17 protein-coding genes are annotated in these 19,842 nt (G+C 73.5%); 2 read left to right on the top strand and 15 right to left on the bottom strand.

The genetic code is table 11. The features are described from left to right. Positions 1-2: 2 nt before the first annotated feature. From OHA81_RS24190 to OHA81_RS24145, 10 genes are all read right to left on the bottom strand, one after another. A complete protein-coding gene (locus OHA81_RS24190) occupies positions 3-2,261 on the bottom strand; it encodes a bifunctional salicylyl-CoA 5-hydroxylase/oxidoreductase (protein WP_329199130.1) in 2,259 nt (752 codons plus the stop codon). A gap of 4 nt (positions 2,262-2,265) precedes the next feature. After that, positions 2,266-3,093, bottom strand: coding sequence for an enoyl-CoA hydratase family protein (locus OHA81_RS24185; RefSeq protein ID WP_329199128.1), 828 nt, complete (start codon positions 3,091-3,093; stop codon positions 2,266-2,268). A gap of 101 nt (positions 3,094-3,194) precedes the next feature. After that, complete coding sequence (gene argF / locus OHA81_RS24180) at positions 3,195-4,217, bottom strand: ornithine carbamoyltransferase (protein WP_329199126.1); 1,023 nt, start codon at positions 4,215-4,217, stop codon at positions 3,195-3,197. Positions 4,218-4,322: 105 nt separating this feature from the next. Continuing rightward, on the bottom strand, positions 4,323-5,549 hold the full coding sequence (locus OHA81_RS24175; RefSeq protein WP_329199124.1) for an arginine deiminase: 1,227 nt from the start codon (positions 5,547-5,549) through the stop codon (positions 4,323-4,325). Positions 5,550-5,616: 67 nt separating this feature from the next. Then, on the bottom strand, positions 5,617-6,084 hold the full coding sequence (locus OHA81_RS24170) for a hypothetical protein (RefSeq protein WP_329199122.1): 468 nt from the start codon (positions 6,082-6,084) through the stop codon (positions 5,617-5,619). A gap of 268 nt (positions 6,085-6,352) precedes the next feature. Further along, entirely contained in the window at positions 6,353-8,974 is a 2,622-nt protein-coding gene (locus tag OHA81_RS24165; RefSeq protein WP_329199120.1) for a polynucleotide kinase-phosphatase, read from the bottom strand. Continuing rightward, a complete protein-coding gene (locus OHA81_RS24160; RefSeq protein WP_329199118.1) occupies positions 8,971-10,512 on the bottom strand; it encodes a 3' terminal RNA ribose 2'-O-methyltransferase Hen1 in 1,542 nt (513 codons plus the stop codon). The genes OHA81_RS24165 and OHA81_RS24160 overlap by 4 nt, the downstream gene beginning before the upstream one ends. A 109-nt stretch (positions 10,513-10,621) precedes the next feature. Next, entirely contained in the window at positions 10,622-11,035 is a 414-nt protein-coding gene (locus tag OHA81_RS24155) for a (R)-mandelonitrile lyase (RefSeq protein WP_329199116.1), read from the bottom strand. Between the two features lie 905 nt (positions 11,036-11,940). After that, positions 11,941-12,825 carry a homocysteine S-methyltransferase gene (gene mmuM / locus OHA81_RS24150; RefSeq protein ID WP_329199114.1) on the bottom strand — a complete coding sequence of 295 codons (885 nt, stop codon included), beginning with the start codon at positions 12,823-12,825 and terminating at the stop codon, positions 11,941-11,943. A 16-nt stretch (positions 12,826-12,841) separates the two neighbouring features. Then, positions 12,842-13,765: an LLM class F420-dependent oxidoreductase gene (locus OHA81_RS24145; RefSeq protein WP_329199112.1), complete on the bottom strand. Its 924-nt coding sequence runs from the start codon at positions 13,763-13,765 to the stop codon at positions 12,842-12,844. Between the two features lie 206 nt (positions 13,766-13,971). Here OHA81_RS24145 and OHA81_RS24140 point away from each other — a divergent pair, with 206 nt between their 5' ends. After that, positions 13,972-14,310 (top strand): hypothetical protein, encoded by a 339-nt coding sequence (locus OHA81_RS24140; RefSeq protein WP_329202665.1) that lies wholly within the window; start codon positions 13,972-13,974, stop codon positions 14,308-14,310. Positions 14,311-14,468: 158 nt separating this feature from the next. On the opposite strand, the gene OHA81_RS24135 is transcribed toward OHA81_RS24140, so the two are convergent. The 4 genes from OHA81_RS24135 to OHA81_RS24120 all read right to left on the bottom strand — a co-directional run bounded on the left by OHA81_RS24135 (position 14,469) and on the right by OHA81_RS24120 (position 17,267). Further along, positions 14,469-14,951 (bottom strand): DUF6099 family protein, encoded by a 483-nt coding sequence (locus OHA81_RS24135; RefSeq protein ID WP_329199110.1) that lies wholly within the window; start codon positions 14,949-14,951, stop codon positions 14,469-14,471. 123 nt (positions 14,952-15,074) lie between these two features. After that, the gene (locus OHA81_RS24130; protein ID WP_329202522.1) at positions 15,075-15,452 is read right to left on the bottom strand and encodes a nucleotide pyrophosphohydrolase; all 378 of its coding nucleotides are present in this window, start codon (positions 15,450-15,452) and stop codon (positions 15,075-15,077) included. 77 nt (positions 15,453-15,529) lie between these two features. Then, complete coding sequence (locus OHA81_RS24125; RefSeq protein ID WP_329199108.1) at positions 15,530-16,801, bottom strand: AAA family ATPase; 1,272 nt, start codon at positions 16,799-16,801, stop codon at positions 15,530-15,532. A 67-nt stretch (positions 16,802-16,868) separates the two neighbouring features. Continuing rightward, entirely contained in the window at positions 16,869-17,267 is a 399-nt protein-coding gene (locus OHA81_RS24120; RefSeq protein ID WP_329199106.1) for a cell division protein SepF, read from the bottom strand. A 222-nt stretch (positions 17,268-17,489) separates the two neighbouring features. Here OHA81_RS24120 and OHA81_RS24115 point away from each other — a divergent pair, with 222 nt between their 5' ends. Continuing rightward, positions 17,490-18,407 (top strand): NADP-dependent oxidoreductase, encoded by a 918-nt coding sequence (locus OHA81_RS24115; RefSeq protein ID WP_329199105.1) that lies wholly within the window; start codon positions 17,490-17,492, stop codon positions 18,405-18,407. Between the two features lie 71 nt (positions 18,408-18,478). On the opposite strand, the gene OHA81_RS24110 is transcribed toward OHA81_RS24115, so the two are convergent. After that, on the bottom strand, positions 18,479-19,810 hold the full coding sequence (locus OHA81_RS24110; protein WP_329199103.1) for an LLM class flavin-dependent oxidoreductase: 1,332 nt from the start codon (positions 19,808-19,810) through the stop codon (positions 18,479-18,481). Between the last annotated feature and the right edge of the window lie 32 nt (positions 19,811-19,842).

Here is a 19,842-nt window from a genome sequence, read left to right as displayed (position 1 = left end):
CCCTACCCGCGCCCGGTCGGCGGTTTGCGGCTGCCGGCCCGGTAGGGCGCCGGCCAGGGCGCGGCCGGGCCGGTGTAGGACTGGTCGGCGGCGGCGTGCAGGGTCCAGTGCGGGTCGTAGAGGTGCGGCCGGCCCACCGCGCACAGGTCGGCGCGCCCCGCCAGGAGCAGTGAGTTCACGTCGTCCCAGGAGGAGATCGCACCGACGGCGATCACCGGGACGCCGAGGGCGTTGCGGATCCGGTCGGCGTACGGCGTCTGGTACGAGCGCCCGTACTCGGAGGCCTCGTCCGCCACCACCTGGCCCGTGGAGACGTCGATGGCGTCCGCGCCGTGGGCGGCGAACGCGGCGGCGATGCGTTCGGCGTCCTCGGGGCCGGTGCCTCCGGGGGCCCAGTCGGTCGCCGAGAGCCGGACGGTCATGGGGCGGTCCTGCGGCCACGCCTCGCGCACCGCGTCAAAGACCTCCAGCGGGAAGCGGAGCCGGTTGTCCAGGGAGCCGCCGTAGGCGTCGGTGCGGTGGTTGGTGAGCGGGGAGAGGAACCCGGACAGCAGGTATCCGTGGGCGCAGTGCAGTTCCAGCAGGTCGAAGCCGGCGTCGGCGGCCCGGCCGGCGGCCGCGACGAAATCCGCCCGGATCGCGGCCATCTCGGCGGTACCGACGGCGCGCGGGACGGCGGAGACGCCGGGCCGGTACGGCAGCGGGGAGGCCGCCACCACGGGCCAGTTCCCCTCGGGGAGGGGCTCGTCCATGCCCTCCCACATCACCCGGGTCGAGCCCTTGCGGCCGGAGTGGCCGAGCTGGACGCCGAGCGCGGCTCCGGGCGCGCTGGTGTGGACGAAGTCCGCGATCCGCTTCCAGGCGGCCGTCTGCTCCGCCGTGTACAGGCCCGCGCAGCCCGGGGTGATCCGCCCTTCGGCGCTCACGCACACCATCTCGGTCATGACCAGGCCGGCGCCGCCGAGGGCCCGGGCGCCGAGGTGCACCAGGTGGAAGTCGCCCGGCACCCCCTCGCGCGCCGAGTACATGTCCATCGGTGAGACCACGACCCGGTTGCGCAGGGTGAGTCCGCGCAGGGTGAAGGGGGTGAACATGGGCGGGGTTCCCCCGTCGTCGGGGCAGCCGAAGTCCCGTTCCACCGACCGGGTGAAGCGCGCGTCGCGCATCCGCAGGTTGTCGTGGGTCACCCGGCGGCTGCGGGTGAGGAGGTTGAACGCGAACTGCCGGGCGGGCTGGTCGACGTACCCCGCGATCTCCTCGAACCACCGCATGCTGGCGGCCGCCGCGCGCTGGGTGCTGGCCACCGCGGGCCGCCGGGCGGCCTCGTAGGCGGCCAGGGCGGCCGGTACGTCGTCGGGCTGCGCGGCGACGGCCCCGGCGAGCGCGAGGGCGTCCTCCACGGCCAGTTTGGTGCCGGAGCCGATGGAGAAGTGCGCGGTGTGCGCGGCGTCCCCGAGCAGGGCCACGTTCCCGTGGGACCAGTGCGCGTTGACGACGGTACGGAACCGGGTCCAGGCCGACTTGTTGCCGCGCAGGGGCCGTCCCCGCAGGGCCTCGGCGAAGGTCTTGGCGCAGCGGGCCGCCGATTCGTCCTCGTCGCACAGGTCGAGGCCCGCGGCCCGCCACACCTCCTCCCGCATCTCGATGATCACCGTGGAGGCGTCGGGCGCGTACGGGTACCCGTGCAGCTGCATGACACCGTGCTCGGTCTCGGCGATCTCGAAGCGGAAGGAGTCGAAGGCGAAGTCGGCGGCGAGCCAGATGTAGCGGCAGCGGCCGGTCGTCACGGTCGGCCGGAAGTGTCCGGCTCCGCCCTCCCGGGTCGCGCTGTGTACCCCGTCCGCCGCGACCACCAGGTCGTACGAGGCGGCGAGCGCGTGCGCGTCCGGTGCCCCGGTGTGGAAGCGGAGCGTCACGCCGAGGTCGGTGCAGCGCCCGTGCAGGATCTCCAGCAGGCGCCGACGCCCCAGGGCGGCGAAGCCGTGGCCGCCGGAGGTCAGCATCCGGCCCCGGTGCACCACGGTCACGTCGTCCCAGCGCGTGAACTCCGCGCTCAGGGCGGCGTGCACGACGGTGTCGGCGCGCTCGATGCCGCCCAGCGTCTCGTCGGAGAGGACCACCCCGAAGCCGAAGGTGTCGTCGGGGGCGTTGCGTTCGCGGACCTCGACCGTGTGGCCCTGCCCGGCCAGCAGCGCGGCGCAGTACAGTCCGCCGGGTCCCCCGCCCACCACGGCCACCCGCAGTTTCGTTCCGAGGGGCACGGCGCTACCTGCCCTTCCACTCCGGCGGCCGCTTCCCGGTGAAGGCGGCGTGGAACTCGGCGTAGTCCTTGCCGTGCATCAGCAGTGCCTGCGTGTTGGCGTCGAGTTCGACCGAGGCGGCCAGCGGCATGTCCAGCTCGGCGGTGAGCAGCGCCTTGGTCTGCGCGTAGGCGAGGGCGGGTCCGGCGGCCAGGTGCGCGGCCAGCTCGGCGGCCCGGGTGTGGGCCTTGCCCTCTTCGGTGACCTCGCTGAGCAGGCCGATCCGCTCCGCCTCCGGCGCGCGTACGGGCTCCCCGAGCATCAGCAGCCGGGTGGCGTGCCCGAGGCCGACGACGCGGGGCAGCAGGTAGGCGGCGCCCATGTCGCCGCCGGAGAGGCCGACGCGGGTGAAGAGGAAGGCGAAGCGGGCGGTGGGGTCGGCGATGCGGAAGTCGGCGGCGAGCGCGAGCACGGCCCCGGCTCCGGCGGCGACGCCGTGGACCGCGGCGATGACGGGGAAGGGGCATTCGCGCACGGCGCGGACCACTTGGCCGGTCATCCGGTTGAAGTCGAGGAGTTGGGCGGTGTCCATGGCCAGGGTGGCGCCGATGATCTCGTCCACGTCTCCGCCGGAGCAGAAGCCGCGTCCCTCGCCGCCCAGGACGAGGGCGCGCACGGAACGTTCGCGGGAGAGTTCGGCGAGCAGATCGCGCAGGTCGGCGTAGGCGCCGAAGGTGAGCGCGTTCAGCTTCTCGGGCCGGTCGAGGGTGACGGTGGCCACGCCGTCCTGCCGGGTCACCCGGAGGTGGCGCCACCGTTCGGTCGCTGGGGTGGAACCGATGAAGGGGCTCACGGTCCGACGGTATCACCGAGTCGTGACTGCCGTCACAGAAACGCGATGACTCTCCGGAGAGCCGGCCTGTGGGGGCCGGCCCCGGGTGAGTGCGCGTATGACTATGCGGGCAGCTGCGTGCCCGGCGCCGCGAGGGTCGCCACGAGGACGGCCTTGATGGTGTGCAGCCGGTTCTCGGCCTCGTCGAAGACGACGGAGTGCGCCGACTCGAACACCTCGTCCGTCACCTCCAGGGACTCCAGGCCGTGCGTGGCGTGGATGTCGCGGGCCACCTGGGTGCCGAGGTCGTGGAAGGCGGGCAGGCAGTGCATGAACTTCACGTCCGGGTTGCCGGTCGCCCGCAGCACGTCCATGGTCACCGCGTACGGGGAAAGCAGCCGGATCCGCTCGTCCCAGACCTCCTTGGGCTCGCCCATGGACACCCAGATGTCCGTGACGACGAAGTCGGCCTGGGCGACGCCCTCGGCGATCTCCTCGGTGAGGGTGATCCGGGCGCCGCTCGCCCCGGCCAGCGCGCGGGCCGCCGTCACCACCGACTCGGCCGGCCAGTACGCCTTCGGCGCGACGATCCGTACGTCCATGCCCAGCAGCGCGCCGGTCACCAGGTAGGAGTTGCCCATGTTGAAGCGGGCGTCACCGAGGTAGGCGAAGGCGATCCGCTCCAGCGGCCGGCCCGCGTGCTCGGTCATGGTGAGCACGTCGGCCAGCATCTGGGTGGGGTGCCAATCGTCGGTGAGGCCGTTGAAGACGGGTACGCCCGAGTACGCCGCCAGCTCCTCGACGGTGCCCTGGCTGTCGCCGCGGTACTCGATGCCGTCGAACATCCGGCCGAGGACGCGGGCGGTGTCGCGGACCGACTCCTTGTGGCTCATCTGGGAACCCGTGGGGTCGAGGTAGGTGGTGCTCGCGCCCTGGTCGGCGGCGGCCACCTCGAAGGCGCAGCGGGTGCGCGTGGAGGTCTTCTCGAAGATCAGCGCGATGTTGCGGCCCTTGAGGTACTGCTGCTCGGTGCCGTTCTTCTTGGCGGCCTTGAGGGCGGCGGCGAGCTCGAGCAGACCGCGGAACTCGGCGGCGGTGAAGTCGAGCTCCTTGAGGAAACTGCGGCCGACGAGGTCGGTGGCCATGGGGACGCTCCAAGGTGACGCTGACAGGGGATGTTGGAAGTCTATACGACCTTCCGTATTGATATACAGACCCCCCTGATGCGCTGCGACCCTCCCGCCCCTGGGTCAGATGGCGTCCCGCTCCACGGGGCAGCTCATGCACCGCGGGCCGCCCCGGCCGCGGCCCAGCTCGCTGCCGGGGATCTCGATCACCTCGATGCCCTCCTTGCGCAGATGGGTGTTGGTGGTGACGTTCCGCTCGTACGCGACGACCACGCCCGGCTCCACCGCCAGCACGTTGCAGCCGTCGTCCCACTGCTCGCGTTCCGCCGAGTGCACGTCCTGGGTGGCGGTGAGCACCCGGATGCCACCGAGGCCGAGGGCCGCGGCGATGGCCCGGTGCATGTGCTCCGGCGGGTGGTCGGTCACTTTCAGCTCGCTCGCGCCGGCGCCCGGCTCGATCGTGTAGGAGCGCAGCATGCCCAGGCCCGCGTACTGGGTGAACGTATCCGCGTCCACCATCGTCATCACCGTGTCCAAGTGCATGAAGGCCCGCCGCTTGGGCATGTCCAGCGCCACGATGCTCGTCGCGGACCCCGCGGCGAACAGTCCGCGCGCCAGCATCTCCACCGCCTGCGGCGTCGTCCGCTCGCTCATCCCGATCAGTACGGCGCCGTTGCCGATGACCAGCAGGTCACCGCCCTCGATGGTGGACGGGTAGTCGGCCAGGCCCTGCGACCAGTAGTGGAAGGCGCCGGAGGAGGTGAACACCGGGTGGTGCTTGTAGATCGCCTCGAAGTGCACGGTCTCGCGCTGGCGGGCGGGCCAGCGCATGGCGTTGATGGAGACGCCGTCGTAGATCCAGGCGGAGGTGTCCCGGGTGAACAGGTGGTTGGGCAGCGGCTGGAGGAGGAAGTCGTCCAGCTCCAGCGCGTGGAAGCGGACGGAGACCGGCTCGACGTGCCGCTCCAGGAACTCGCGCTTGGTCATGCCGCCGACCAGCGCCTGCGCCAGCCGGTCGGAGGTGAGGCCGTCGAAGATCTGCCGCAAGTGATCGGTGGCGAGGGGGCCGTACTCCTTCTCGTGGAAGACCCGGTCCAGGACGAGGTGTCTCGCCTCCGGGATCTCCAGGGCCTCGCGGAGCAGGTCGCCGAAGAGGTGTACCTCGACGCCCCGGTCGCGCAGCACGTCCGCGAAGCCGTCGTGCTCCTGGCGGGCGCGGCGCACCCACAGCACGTCATCGAAGAGGAGGGCGTCCTTGTTGCTCGGTGTGAGTCGCTTCAGCTCCAGGTCGGGCCGGTGGAGGATGACGCGGCGCAGCCGCCCGGTCTCGGAGTCGACATGGAATCCCATGCCCTACACGTTCCCAGACCGGACGGCCTTTTGACCCGGCGTCGGCCGGACCCTGTCCGCGGAACGCTCAGCGCAGGCCGAGAAGCGCCGCCGGGGTACCCACGAGCTCGGGGGCGGACAGTCCCAGCTTGGGGGTGATGACGTTCGGGATCCCGAAGTTGCTGCCGTCCGGCATCGACAGCGGGGCGCCCACGATCGCGCCGGGGGTCCGGGCGTGCAGCTTCGTCTCGGGGGCGTCCAGGGAACCCTCGCCGTCCGTCTCGGGGCGGCCCGCCAGGTTCGGCAGCGGGGAGCTGACGAGCGTGTGGCCGAGGTCCATGGTGACGGGGACCACCGGGAGCAGGGGGGTCGGGAGCAGGTCGCCGGTGTGCAGGCGCGGCGCCTCGGGCGCGCCCACCATCGGCACCGGCACCCCGGTGGCCACGCGCGGGGCGTCCACGCCCAGCGTGGTCTTCACGGCGTCCAGCGGGACACCCACCGGAACCGAGTCGGCCACGGCCGGGGTGGCCGCGCCGGCCGCGGCCATACAGGTCATGAGCGCCGCAATGCTTCCGCGCGCGGTCATCTTCATAGGTGACGTTCCGTCCTTCCAGGGTCGCGGACATTCCGCTGCCCTGGATGAACGATCCCGCCGGTGGGTTTCCCGGAGTTCTCGGGCAAAGTTCCCCCATACGACCTAATTAGCGGCCGTACGGGGGCGGCGCCTTTACGCGTGCGCGGCGCCGTTGCACGCGGGCCGGTGGTCACAGGCGCGGGCTCGTGGTCACAGGCGCGGGCCCGTGGTCACAGGCGCGGGCGGGCGGTCACAGGCGCGGGTCGACCGGCTCCGACTCCAGGGCGAGCACGGCGAACACCGCCTCGTGCACCCGCCACAGCGGCTCGCCGTCCGCCAGCCGGTCCAGCGCCTCCAGCCCCAGCGCGTACTCGCGCAGCGCGAGCGAGCGCTTGTGCCCGAGGAAGCGCCCGCGCAGCCGCTCCAGGTGGTCGGCGCGCGTGTACTCGGGGCCGTAGATGATCCGCAGGTACTCGCGGCCGCGCACCTTGAGCCCCGGCTGCACCAGCCGGCCCTTGGCGTCCCGGGCGTAGGCCTGGAGCGGCTTGACCACCATGCCCTCGCCGCCGGCCCCGGTGAGCTCCAGCCACCACTCGGTGCCCGCGCGTACGGAGTCCTCGTCGGCGGTGTCCACGTAGAACCGGCCGGTCCGGCGCAGCAGGCCGGTGCCGGCCGCCTCGTCGGCCGCCACGAGCCGGTCCAGCCAGGCCAGCTGCTCGTCGTGCGGCACCGCGGCCAGCGACCGCCCGGCCGCCGCGAGCAGCTGGAACGGCGCGAACCGTACGCCGTCCAGCCCGTCGGTGGTCCAGCAGTAGCGCCGGTAGGCCTCGGTGAAGGCGGCCGCGTCGGCGGCCCGGGCGTGCTGGCGCTCCAGCAGGGCGCCGGTGTCCACGCCCCGGGCGCCGGCCGCCGCGAGAGCGGCGAGGGCGTCGGGGAAGACGGCCCCGGAGGCGGCGCCGACGGCGGCGTACTGGTTGCGGAGCAGGCCGGTGGACTTGAGCGACCAGGGCAGGAGTTCCCCGTCGATCAGCAGCCAGTCGGTGGCCAGTTCCTCCCAGAGTCCGGCGTCGGTGACCGCCGCCCGGATCCGGCCGAGGACCTCCTCGGTGACCTCGGGGTCGGTGAAGAACGGCCGGCCGGTGCGGGTGTGGACCGAGCCCGTGGGTCCTTGCGGCACCCCGAAGCGCTCGCGGGCGGCCGCCGCGTCACGGCAGACGAGGACGGTGGCCCGGGAGCCCATGTGCTTCTCCTCGCACACGACCCGCCCGATCCCGTCGGCGCGGTACTGGGCGAACGCCTCCGCCGGGTGCTCCAGGTAGCCGTCGGCGGCGGCCGAGGCGGGCGCCGGCGCCATGGTCGGCGGCAGGTACGGGAGCAGCCGGGGGTCCACCGCGAAGCGGCTCATCACTTCGAGGGCCGCGGCCGCGTTCTCCTCGCGCACGGTGACGTTGCCCAGGTGCCGGGTCTCCACGACGCGGCGCCCGTGGACGTCGGCCAGGTCGAGGGGCCGTCCCCCGTGTCCTCCGGGGGCCTCGGCGGCCAGCGGCTTGACCGGCTCGTACCAGACCTTCTCCGCCGGTACGTCGACCAGTTCGCGCTCCGGCCAGCGCAGGGCGGTCATCTTGCCGCCGAAGACGGCTCCCGTGTCCAGGCAGATGGTGTTGTTGATCCAGGAGGTGTCCGGGACCGGGGTGTGGCCGTAGACCACCGCCGCCTTGCCGCGGTAGTCCTCGGCCCACGGGTAGCGCACGGGCAGGCCGAACTCGTCCGTCTCGCCGGTGGTCTCCCCGTACAGGGCGTGCGAGCGGACCCGGCCGGAGGTGCGGCCGTGGTACTTCTCGGGCAGCCCGGCGTGACAGACCACCAGCCGGCCGCCGTCGAGCACGTAGTGGCTGACCAGGCCGGCGATGAACGTCCGGACTTCCCGGACGAACTCCTGCGGCTCGCGGCCGAGCTGTTCGACGGTCTCGGCGAGGCCGTGGGTCAGCCGCACCTTGGATCCCTTGAGGTAACGGCCGAGCTTGTTCTCGTGGTTCCCGGGCACGCACAGGGCGTTGCCGGAGGCGACCATGCCCATGACGCGGCGCAGTACGCCGGGGCTGTCCGGTCCGCGGTCGACGAGGTCGCCGACGAAGACGGCGGTGCGGCCCTCCGGGTGGAGCCCGTCGGTGTAGCCGAGTTTGGCGAGGAGGGTCTCCAGCTCGGAGGAGCAGCCGTGGACGTCGCCGATGATGTCGAAGGGGCCGGTGAGGTGGGTGAGGTCGTTGTACCGCTTCTCCCGGACCACCTCGGCGGTCTCGGCCTCCTCGACGGTGCGCAGGACGTGCACCTTGCGGAAACCCTCGCGCTCCAGGCCGCGCAGCGAGCGGCGCAGCTCGGAGCGGTGGCGCTGGATGACCCGGCGGGGCAGACCGGCCCGGTCGGGGCGGGCGGCGTTGCGTTCGGCGCAGACGGCTTCGGGCATGTCGAGGACGATCGCGATGGGCAGTACGTCGTGGTCGCGGGCCAGCTTCACGAGCTGACGCCGGGCCTCCGGCTGCACGCTGGTCGCGTCGACCACGGTGAGGCGGCCGGCGGCGAGCCGCTTGGCGGCGATGTAGTGGAGGACGTCGAAGGCGTCCTTGCTGACGCTCTGGTCGTTCTCGTCGTCGGCGACCAGGCCCCGGCAGTAGTCGGAGGAGATCACCTCGGTCGCCTTGAAGTGCCTACGGGCGAAGGTGGACTTGCCCGACCCCGTTGCTCCGATCAGGACCACGAGGGACAGGTCGGTGACGGGGAGGACGCGGGTACGGGCGGCCCCGGTCCCGGTGGTGGGCTCGGTCCCGGTGGTGGTCCCGGTCTCGGTGGTGGTCCCGGGTTCGGTGGTGGTCATGCCGCCTCACCCTCCTTCGGGGTCTCGGTGTGGTCCTGGGCGCGGGTGAAGACGGCCATCTGGGTCGGCGGCCCCACCTCGGGGTCGTCGTCGCCGACGGGTGCATGGGCGACGGCGTAGCCGAACCGGGCGGCGACCTGCTCCGCCCAGCCGCGGAACTCGGCGCGGGTCCACTCGAAGCGGTGGTCGCGGTGGCGGACCCGGCCGGCGGGCAGCGACTCCCAGCGGACGTTGTACTCGACGTTCGGCGTGGTCACGACGACGGTGCGCGGGCGGGCCGCGCCGAACACCGCGTACTCCAGGGCGGGCAGCCGCGGCAGGTCCACGTGCTCGATGACCTCGCTGAGCACCGCCGCGTCGTAGCCGGCCAGCCGCTTGTCGGTGTACGCGAGCGAGCCCTGGATCAGCGCGACACGGGAACTCTGACGCTCCCCCAGGCGATCCAGCCGCAGGCGCCGCGCGGCGATGCCGAGGGCGCGCACGGAGACGTCGACGCCGATGATCTCGGTGAAGGCCACGTCGTCGAGCAGGTCCCGTACGAGGTGTCCCTCCCCGCAGCCCAGATCGAGTACCCGCGCCGCCCCCGCGGCGCGCAGCGCGCCAAGGATCGCCGCACGGCGCCGCGCGGCGAGCGGAACGGGCCGCTGCGGGGCCTCTTCGCCGTCCACGGCTCCCTCGGGGACGGCGTCATGGGGCCCGGTGTCCTCGGGTACGGCGTCATCGGACTGGGTGTCATCGGGCTCCGTGTCATCGGGACCGGCGCCCTCCGCTTCCGTGAGGCGCAGGAGTTCCAGGCGCCCCAGCGCGTCCTGGGTGAGCCGCTTGTGCCGGGCCAGGTAACGGGCGGTGATCAGGGCGTGCTCGGGGTGCTCGGCCAGCCATCCGTCCCCCGCGCGGAGCAGCTTGTCGACCTCGTCCGGGGCGATCCAGTAGTGCTTGGCGTCGTCGAGGACGGGGAGCAGCACGTACAGCCCGCGCAGGGCGTCGGCGAGGCGGACCTCACCCTCCAGCACGAGCCGCACGTACCGGCTGTCGCCCCACTCCGGGAACCGCTCGTCGAGCGGTACCGGGGTGACGGTGACCTTCTCCCAGCCGAGCAGTCCGAAGAGCCGGTGCACGAGCTCGGCGCCGCCCCGGGCGGGGAGCGCCGGTATCTCGATGCGCAGCGGCCGCGCCCGCCCGGCGAGTTCGGGCCGGGCGGTGCAGTGTCCTGCCAGCGCGCTGCGGAACACTGCGCTGAGCGCGACGGCGAAGAGGGAGGACGCCGCGTAGGGGCGGTCGTTGACGTACTGCGCGAGCGCGGCGTCCGGCGCCCCTCCCCGGCCCTTGCCCCGCCCTTGCCGCACGAGCGCGAGCGGGTCCACCTCCAGCAGCAGCGCGGCCGTGCACCGTTCGGCCGAAGCCTCGGGGTAGAAGACGTGGGCGGTGCCGTGGGAAGTGCTGAACGCCTGCGCCCTCGCGGGGTGCTTGTGCAGCAGGAAGCCCAGGTCGGTAGCCGGTTCTTCGGCCGTGCCGGTGGTGGTGATCGTCAGGAACATGCGGTTCAGCATGACTGCCGGTTCGGGCCCGGGCCAACGGATTTCGCGGCGGAGCCCAGGGCCCCTCCGGGCGATCTCCCCGGGCCCGAGAGGATCGCCCGGACAGCCCTCAGGGGTTCCGGGTGCGGGGATTGCCGTACTGCCGGTCGGTGACGGGCTCGGCCCAGGTGGTCTCGGGCGTACCGTCGCCGGTGCTTTCCCACATGGCGAGGTGTTCCATGAACCGGTCGGGGGCGGCACCGTGCCAGTGCTCCTCGCCGGGCGGGCAGCTGACGGTCTCGCCGGGACGGGCTGCGAGGACGGTGCCGTCGCGGGTGCCGACGAGGGCGGTGCCGGATACCACGTGCAGGGTCTGGCCGACGGCGTGGGAGTGCCAGTTGGTGCGGGCACCGGGTGAGAAGCGCACCAGGTTGACCCGCATGCGGGAGGGTTCCTGTCCGGCGACGATGACGTCCCACCAGACGTCGCCGGTGAACCATTCGGCCGGTGCCTTGCCGGTGGGCTGCTGCGTGACGAATTCCATGCGGCTCCTCCTGAGGGTGGTGCGGCGGTTGACGGGCCGGCCCCGGGCGATCACGTCGCTGATCGTGCCGGGGCAGCCGGCATTGCTGCGGATGCCGCGCGGGGTGCGGCCACGGGCGGCGTCGGTGTGGGGGATCCGCAATGCCGGCGTTGCGGGCCGGGTCGAGGCGGCCGGGCACTTCCACGGAGCGGTCTGCGCGGCGCGGCCCCTGTCCGGGCGGTCTCCGAGGTCCGGCCCGCGACGTCGGATGCGGTGCGTCCCGGGGCGGAGTTCCCTGCGTCGGCGAGCGCCCGATGACGTCCGGTACGAGGGTGACCGCTGTCTGCGCCGGGCGGGACCGGAGCGGCCTGGCCGGTCCGGTCCGCCGGCGCTGCGACGACCGTCGGCGGGGCGCGCCGGGCTCCGCTGGGAAGCGGCCCTTCGACGAAGGGGCAGCTGGTCCACCCCGTGGGCCACAGCGGCACCCACGAGGACGTGGCCCTGCCCGGGCGAGCGTCTCGCTCCCGCGGCGGCAGCCACGGCACCTTGGGCAGCGGGGTGGGGGAGGCGGGGGCGGCCACCGCCGGCCCTGCCGCAGGGGGCACCGAACGGGATGGAGCGGCCGACGCCCGCGGCGGCGAGTGCGGCGTCTCCACCGACCCGGCGGGCGGCAAGCCCGCCGGGGCCGCGGTACGGAACGGGCTGCGGCGACCGGTCACATGACCGGCCGGGGAGGGGAAGCCGAGGGGACGCCGCCGACGCGGGCGGACGTCGAGCCGCCCCTCACGCGGGGGGGCACGGCCGGTGGCGCGGCGCGGCCGGGAGCCCGGGAGGCCGGGAGGCCGGCGGTGCGGCCTGGCGGCCCAGCGCTGTCGGTGGACAACCGGCCTGCGAGGGGGCGGCGGGGCCTTGCGCGGCAGCGCGGGCTACCCCGCGCGCAGGCGCGCGGCCAGGGCCTCGATGGCAGCGGGGTCGATGCGGCAGCAGCCGCCGAGGAGGCGGGCGCCGGTGGTTCGCCAGGCGGGAAGGTCCCAGGGGGGCGGGGTGGGCGGGGAGTGCCACTGGCCGGTGGCCGCGTCCCAGACCGAGCCGTCGTTCGGGTAGGCCAGCAGCGGCTTGCGGGTGACGGAGGCGGCCGCTTCGAGGGCGGGGCCCACGTCCTGGGGGTCGCAGCAGTTGACGCCGAGCGCGATGACCTCCGGGGTGTCGGCCGCCAGGGCGAAGGCTTCGGCGAGGGGCTGGCCGGCCCGGGTGCGGCCGCCGGCCACGGTGTAGCTGAGCCAGGCGGGTGCGCCCGTCCCCGCGAGCACGCCGAGCAGGGCCTCGGCCTCGGTGGTGTCCGGGACGGTCTCCAGGGCCAGCACGTCGGGCCCCGCCTCCAGCAGCGCCTCGATGCGGGGCCGGTGGAAGGCGGCCAGCTCCGCCACGCCGAGGCCGTACCGGCCGCGGTACTCGGAGCCGTCCGCGAGCACCGCCCCGTACGGGCCCACCGAGGCGGCCACCCAGACCTCGTGGTCCGCGGCCCGGGCCGCGCGGCCGGCCGCCTCGACGCTGCGGCGCAGCAGTACGCCGGCCTCCGGCGCCCGGTACCCGATCTGGTAGCTCGCGGTGATGAGCACTTCGGCGCCGGCCCGCGCGTACGCGGTGTGGGCGGCCTCCACCTGGTCCGGCCGCTCCGCGAGCACCCGGCCCGTCCAGAGGCCGCCGGACAGGTCGCAGCCCTGGGCGGTGAGCTGGTTGCTCAGTCCGCCGTCCAAGAGCACCACCCGCTCGGCGAGTGCCGCGGCGAGCGGGCCTGACGCACGGGGCACGGGCCGTGGCCTCCCCTCAGCCGATCTGGGACAGCACCTGGGCGGAGATCAGCTCCAGGTGGTCGAGGTCGTGGAGGTCGAGAAGCTGGAGGTAGACGCGGGAGCAGCCGATGGCGCCGTACGCGCCGATCTTCTCGACCACCTCGGCCGGGGAGCCGGCCAGGCCGTTGGCCTTGAGTTCGTCCACGTCCCGGCCGATGACGGCGGCCCGGCGGGCCACCTCGGCGTCGTCCTTGCCGACGCACACCACCAGGGCGTTGGAGTAGACGAGGTCCCCGGGCCCGCGGCCGGCTTCCCGGGCGGCCTCCCGGACCCGGCCGAACTGCCGCTCGCTGTCCGCGATCGACGCGAACGGCATGTTGAACTCGTCCGCGTACCGGGCGGCGAGGCGCGGGGTGCGCTTCGCTCCGTGGCCGCCGATGAGGAGGGGCACCTTGGTCTGGGCGGGCTTGGGCAGCGCCGGGGAGTTCTCCAACTGGTAGTGGACGCCCTGGTAGTCGAAGGTGGCGCCGGGCTCGGTGGCCCACAGACCGGTGACGATGGCGAGCTGCTCCTCCAGCCTGGCCATCCGGTCGGCCGGGAAGGGGATCCCGTACGCCTTGTGCTCCTGCTCGAACCACCCGGCTCCGAGGCCGAGTTCGATGCGGCCGCCGGACATCTGGTCGACCTGGGCCACCTGGATGGCGAGCACTCCGGGCAGCCGGAACGTGCCGGCTGTCATCAGCGTGCCCAGCCGGATCCGCTTGGTCTCGCGGGCCAGGCCGGCGAGGGTGATCCACGCGTCGGTGGGGCCGGGCAGGCCGTCGGTGGACCCCATGCTCACGTAGTGGTCCGACCGGAAGAATGCGTCGAAACCGAGCTCCTCCGTGGCCCGGGCGACCCTGAGGAGGGTTTCGTAGCCGGCGCCCTGCTGCGGCTCGGTGAAAATGCGAAGATCCATGTTCCTATCCTGCCTCGGGCCCACCCCTGCGGGGTGAATCTCCGTCAACCGGACGGCCCGCGGCGCGCCGCGCCAGTGACCAGCGTGGAAGGTGGTCGTTGGCTCGGACGGAGCCGGACCGCCCGGCCCGCGTGCCGGCGGCTCCCGTCCGGTGCGTCCGTCCACCGCCCTTCCCTCGTGGAAGGGCCAGGGCCGAGGAGGCCGCCATGTCCCACGAGGCCGTGCCGGAGACCCGCCAGCAGAACCCGCAGAGCTACCAGTCCGGGCAGGCCGGGCAGGCCGGGCAGAACGGGCGCGCCGGTCGGGCGGCGCACGACGAGGCCCCCGCCCCGGCAGACGACCAGGACCGGCGGGAATCCGCCGCGCCCGCCCCGGCCGGCGGCGCGCCGAAGGGGCTGCTCCAGCAGATGGAGGAGCTGATGGCGGCGCTGAACGCCGACCTGTCCCGGCTCGACGCCGACCTCCAGTCCTCCACGGACCGCACGCCGCCGATCACCCCTCCGGCCCGGGGCGGCTCGGCCCCGGGCGGCGCGGCACACAGCTGACACGGCGCAGGTCAGCGCGACGTAAGGCGGCGCCCCTTCCGGGCAGCGACGGCACTCGTACCGGTCCGCCTGACCGGTACCGCCGGTCCGGCGCCGTGCCGGCGTGCCGGTGGCCCGCACCCTGCCCCGTCGGGGACCGTACGGCGCCGCCGGGCGCCTCAGGTCACGCCGGAGGCGGAGCCGCGCTCGCGCACGCTGATGCGGCGCAGGAGGGCCCGTACCCGGTCGCTCGACTCGTCAGCCGCGTCGATCGACTCTATGCACTGCCAGTACAGCGTCTCGTCGTCCGTGCCGCAGGCCACCCCGACCAGGGCTATGCCTACCTCGCCGAGCAGCGCCTGGAGCCCCAGCAACGCCTGCCGCGGATCTGACACTTCGGTCAGCTGCGCGGCCCGCGGTGGATAGTCGGGCACACTGACCTCGCCCACGGCGGCTCTGTCGAGCAACCCGCAGCCTCTGCCTCCCGCCTCACCCAGTCCCCGTGCCTCCGCTCTCAGCTCCGGCGGCCCGGTGACCGCCAGCCAGCTCCCTATCCCCTGCGTCAGCGCCTGTGCCTGCCAGGCCTCACCGACGATGTCCCACGCAGCCCCGCTCTGTGCCAGCGCGTGCCGGCCGGCCGCGATGAGCCGTACCGCATCCATATGCCGTCCCCCGTCCGCACGACATCCCGCCGTTCCCTCACTACCCAGAGTGAGGGCAAGCAGCCAGTAAAGCCAGGGGTAATCGGAAATCTGTGGACACAAACAAGGTTGTGGATGACGCCATCACTCCGAAGAGTGACGATTCGGGCCGGAACCCCCCTTCGGGGGGAAGCGGAGTTCGTTCTTCTCGATCTTCGCGGCGAGCGCATCCAGCACGTCCACCCCGAGGACCTCGCAGAACTGCAGCAAGTACGCCAGCACATCGGCCACCTCATCGGCCACCCGGTGCGCGCTTTCGGGCCGTTCCATGACCTTCGCCGACTGTTCCGGCGTCAGCCACTGGAAGATCTCGACCAGTTCGGAGGCCTCCACGCTCAGGGCCACGGCCAGGTTCTTCGGGGTGTGGTACTCGGCCCAGTCCCGGGCGGCCGCGAAGTCGGCCAGCCGCCGCTGGAGCCGGTAGAGCCGTTCGTCCGCCTTTCCGCCGGCCGTGTCGTGCATGTCCTGCGTGCCCTGCGCGTCCCGGGTGCCGTGCGCGTCGTGCGCGTCGGGCGCGTCGTGTGCGTCATGCGTGTCGCTCATGGACCCAGGTCTACCACCGAGACGCCCGGCAGGACGCGGGCGGTTCCCGCCGTCTCCTCGCCGATCGCCCCGACCAGCCGGATGTGGCCGCGCGCGCAGGACAGCAGGGCGAGGCGCAGCAGTTCGGCGCGCTGACGACCGTCCAGGCCCTGGTCGAAGCCGTCCGCGAGCACCGTGAGGGCCTGTTGCGCCGAGAGCAGTTCGGCGGCCGGGTCGACGGCCAGCACGCCCGGCCCCGTCAGCAGGACCAGCGCCAGGGCGAGGAAGCGGAGCTCGCCCGCTCCGAGGCGGCCGAGCTCCGTGGCCGGCGCGGCGGGGCCGCGGTCCAGCAGCGCCGCCACCGAGCCGTCGGGGCGCGGCCGTACGTCGAGCCCGGCCACCGGTCCCGCACAGCCGGTGCGGGCGGCTTCGGTGAGCAGCGCGTGGCGGGTGCCGCATTCGTGGCGGGTCCGGCGCAGTACGTCGGCCAGGTTCGCGCAGTCGACCCGCAGCCGCCCGGGTCCCGGCCGGACGGGTGCCCGCATCCGGTCCGGGCGGGGGTCGCAGGGGAACACCGAGCGCAGCGCGACCACCACCTGCTCGGCGGCGGCCAGCACGCGCCGCTGCCCGGCGGTGGCCCCGGCGACGCGCAGCGGGAGCAGGGCGGTGCCGAGCCGGTCGTCGGGGAGCGGGGCGCGGGTCATGCCGGTGGCTCCGCCGGTGAGCCAGGCCGCCTGGACGGAACGCCGGCCGGGGTCGCGCAGGGCGGTGGTGAGCAGGATCTCCCCGTCCAGGCTGAGCCGTTCGCCGACGAGGCGGAGCGCGGGCTCGGCCTGGACGGCGAGGTCGAGCCGGACCGGCCCGACGGGCCCGTCGACGGTGCAGCCGATCCGGAAGCCGCGCCGGCGTTCCGCGTCGGGCACGGCGCGTTCGGGCACCCGGGCGCGGGGATCGGGGAACGCCTCGGCCAGGGTGGCGCCGGAGGCGAGCTGGGACAGGGCCTCGTAGGCGGCCAGCACATGGGACTTGCCGCTGCCGCTGGGCCCGGTGAACAGCGTCACCGGCTCCAGGCGGAACACGGCCGACCGGTGCACCCCGAAGGCCGCCAGCCGTAACTCGGTCACGGAGGGCCGCTGATATCCCGCCCGCGCCGCGCCCCCTCCTCGGGGCCCCGCCTGCGGCCCGGGGCCGAGCCCCGCGGCCGGGCCGGCGGCCCGCACCGCGGGCGGCTGCGCGTCGTGTGCCGTGTCCCACTCACTGTCCGGCCGGGTGTCCAAGGTGGCGTCCATGCGCCGGACAGTACGGGCCGGCACGAACCGGGGCGCCCCGGCGAACCGTTCCGTCGCCGGGACCTTCCTACGATCGGGGGACGGCCGCGGCCGCGATGCCCTCCACCTCGGTGCCGACCGGCGCCAGCAGGAAGACGTTGCGGTCCACCCGGTGCATCCCGCTGCCCAGTCCGAAGACCACGCCGCTGCTGAAGTCGAGGATCCGCTTCGCCACTTCGGTGTCCGCCCCCGTCAGGTCCAAGAGCACCGGGATCTGCGCGATCAGGTACTCCGCCACCTCACGGGCGTCCGCGAAGATCTGGACCCGGATCACCACGAAGCGGCGCTGCTGCTCGGCCGCCGAAGTCCCCTGCCCCGCCGGGATCGTGCGGTGGTCCACCCGGGAAGGCCACTCGTTGCGACTGCGCAGGGGGACCACCTGCGCGAGTCCCTCCCACTGTTCGTCCGTGACGTCGTACCTGCTCACCGGACCGCCTCGGCCGCGCGCTTCATGTGCATCCCGCCATCCTCTCGCGTTTCACCCGTTCAGCCCAACAGCGACACGACGCGCGCGGGGCCGGTCGGCCCGTGGGCCACCCCCGGGTTCGCGAGCGCATCCGGAACACCGGGATCCAGCCGAAAACAGACCAGAAACAGACCAATGCGGGGCTGCGGGAAACAGACTCCGCCCGGGTCCGTTGGGACGTACATGAAGGCAATCACGTACAACGCGTACGGAACTCCCCCGGCCCTCTCGCTCGTCGACGTACCGCACCCCCGGGTCGGCCCCAGCGAGGTCCTCGTCCGGGTCAAGGCCGCCGGCGTCAACCCGGTGGACTGGAAGCTCGCCGCCGGTTTCCTCGACTCGACGCTCGAAGTCCGCTTCCCCGTCGTACCCGGCTGGGACGTCGCCGGGGTGGTCGAGGCGGTCGGCGACGACACCTTCGACTACGCCGTCGGCGACGAGGTGTACGGGTACGTCCGCAAGGAGTGGGTGGAGCTCGGCACTTACGCGGAGCTGGTCTCCGCCCCGGTGCGCACCATCGCCCACAAGCCCCGCAGCCTCGGCTTCGAGGAGGCCGCGGGCATACCGCTGGCCGGTCTCAGCGCCTACCAGTCGCTGACCCGCGTCGGAGCGAGCGCGGGCGAGACCGTCGTCATCCACTCGGCGGCGGGCGGCACCGGGTCCTTCGGCGTGCAGATCGCGGTGGCGCTCGGCCTGCGCGTCATCGGCACGGCCGGTGCGCACAACCACGACTACCTGCGCTCGCTCGGCGCCGAGCCCGTGCTCTACGGCGAGGGGCTGGCGGACCGCATCCGGGAGCTGGCGCCCGAGGGCGTCGACGCCGGCCTCGACTTCTACGGGGACGGGATCGAGCTCCTCCAGTCACTGGTCACCAAGCGCGACCGGGTGGCCTCCCTGGCCGACCCGGACGGCGCCGCCAAGGGCGCGCACCGCCCGTGGACCCGGCCCGACACCGCAGACCTGGCCTTCCTGGCCGACTTGGCCGACGCCGGGAAGCTGACGGTGAACGTGGCGCACGCCCTGCCGCTCGACGAGGCGGCCAGGGCGTGGGAGCTCAGTGCCACCGGCAAGATCCGGGGCAAGATCGTCCTCACCGTCTGAGGAAAGGGACTGCCCCGCGCCCACAGCGCCCAAGCGGTCCGCTCCGGCGCTGTGGGCGCGGGGCGGGTTGCTCAGGCGGGGGCCCCGGCGTACCGGTTCGCCGGGCGGGGCAGGCCGTAGTTCTCGCGCAGCGTGCGGCCGGTGTACTCGGTGCGGAACAGACCGCGGCGCTGGAGGATCGGCACGACGTGGTCCACGAAGTCGGTCAGGCCGGTGGGCAGCACGGGCGCCATGATGTTGAAGCCGTCGGCGGCGCCCCGCGTGAACCACTCCTCCAGCTGGTCGGCGATCTGCTCCGGGGTGCCGGCGAAGACCCGGTGTCCGCGACCGGCGCCGAGGCGCGCGATCAGCTCGCGCAGGGTGAGTCCGTCGCGCCGGGCGAGTTCGGCGACGAGGGTGAACCGGCTCTTGTTGCCGTTGATGTCCCGTTCCTCGGGGAGTTCGGGCAGCGGGCCGTCGAGGGGGAGACCCGTGAGGTCGGTACCCAGCATTCCGGAGAGCTGCGCGAGACCGTACTCGGGCACCTGGAGGTCGGTGAGCTGCTGCTCCAGGGCCTTGGCCTCGGCTTCGGTGGAACCGATGACGGGCGCGATGCCGGGCAGGACCAGCAGGTCGCCCTCGGCGCGGCCGTACTTGGCGAGGCGGGACTTGAGGTCCTTGTAGAAGGTCTGGCCGTCGGCGAGGGTCTGCTGCGCGGTGAAGACTGCCTCGGCGTACTGCGCGGCGAACTCCTTGCCGTCCTCGGAGGAGCCGGCCTGCACGAGGAGCGGGTGCCCCTGGGGGGAACGCGGCACGTTGAGCGGCCCGGCGACGCCGAAGTACTCGCCGCGGTGGGCGGCGGGGTGCAGCTTGCCGGTGTCGGCGTAGACGCCGCGCTCCTTGTCGAGGACGATCGCGTCGTCCTCCCAGCTGTCCCAGAGCTTCGTGGCCACGTCGAGGAACTCGCGGGCGCGGTCGTAACGGAGGCGGTGCTCCAGGTGCTCGTCCCGGTTGAAGTTGCGGGCCTCGTCAACGGTGCCGGAGGTGACGATGTTCCAGCCGGCGCGGCCGTTGCTGATGTGGTCGAGGGAGGCGAACTTGCGGGCGGTGTGGAAGGGCTCGTTGAAGGTCGTCGAGACGGTGGCGATCAGGCCGATGTGCTCGGTGACGGCGGCGATGGCGGAGAGCAGGGTGAGCGGCTCGAAGCCGCCGAGGGCGTTGTAGCGGGCCTTGCCCCACAGGGCGAGGCCGTCGGCGAAGAAGATCGAGTCGAGCCGGCCGCGCTCGGCTGTGCGGGCCAGTTCCTGGAAGTACCGCAGGTCGGTGACGCGCTCGGGGCTGCTGCCGGGGTGGCGCCAGGCGGCGTCGTGGTGGCCCGCGTTCATCAGGAACGCGTTGAGGTGAAGGGTCCGGGGTGCGGTCATGGTGTGGTCCTCGGGGTGGGTGCGGGGTGCTC

The sequence above is a fragment of the Streptomyces sp. NBC_00667 genome (assembly GCF_036226825.1).
Taxonomy (GTDB): domain Bacteria; phylum Actinomycetota; class Actinomycetes; order Streptomycetales; family Streptomycetaceae; genus Streptomyces.
This window is presented reverse-complemented; position numbering and strand designations above follow the sequence as displayed.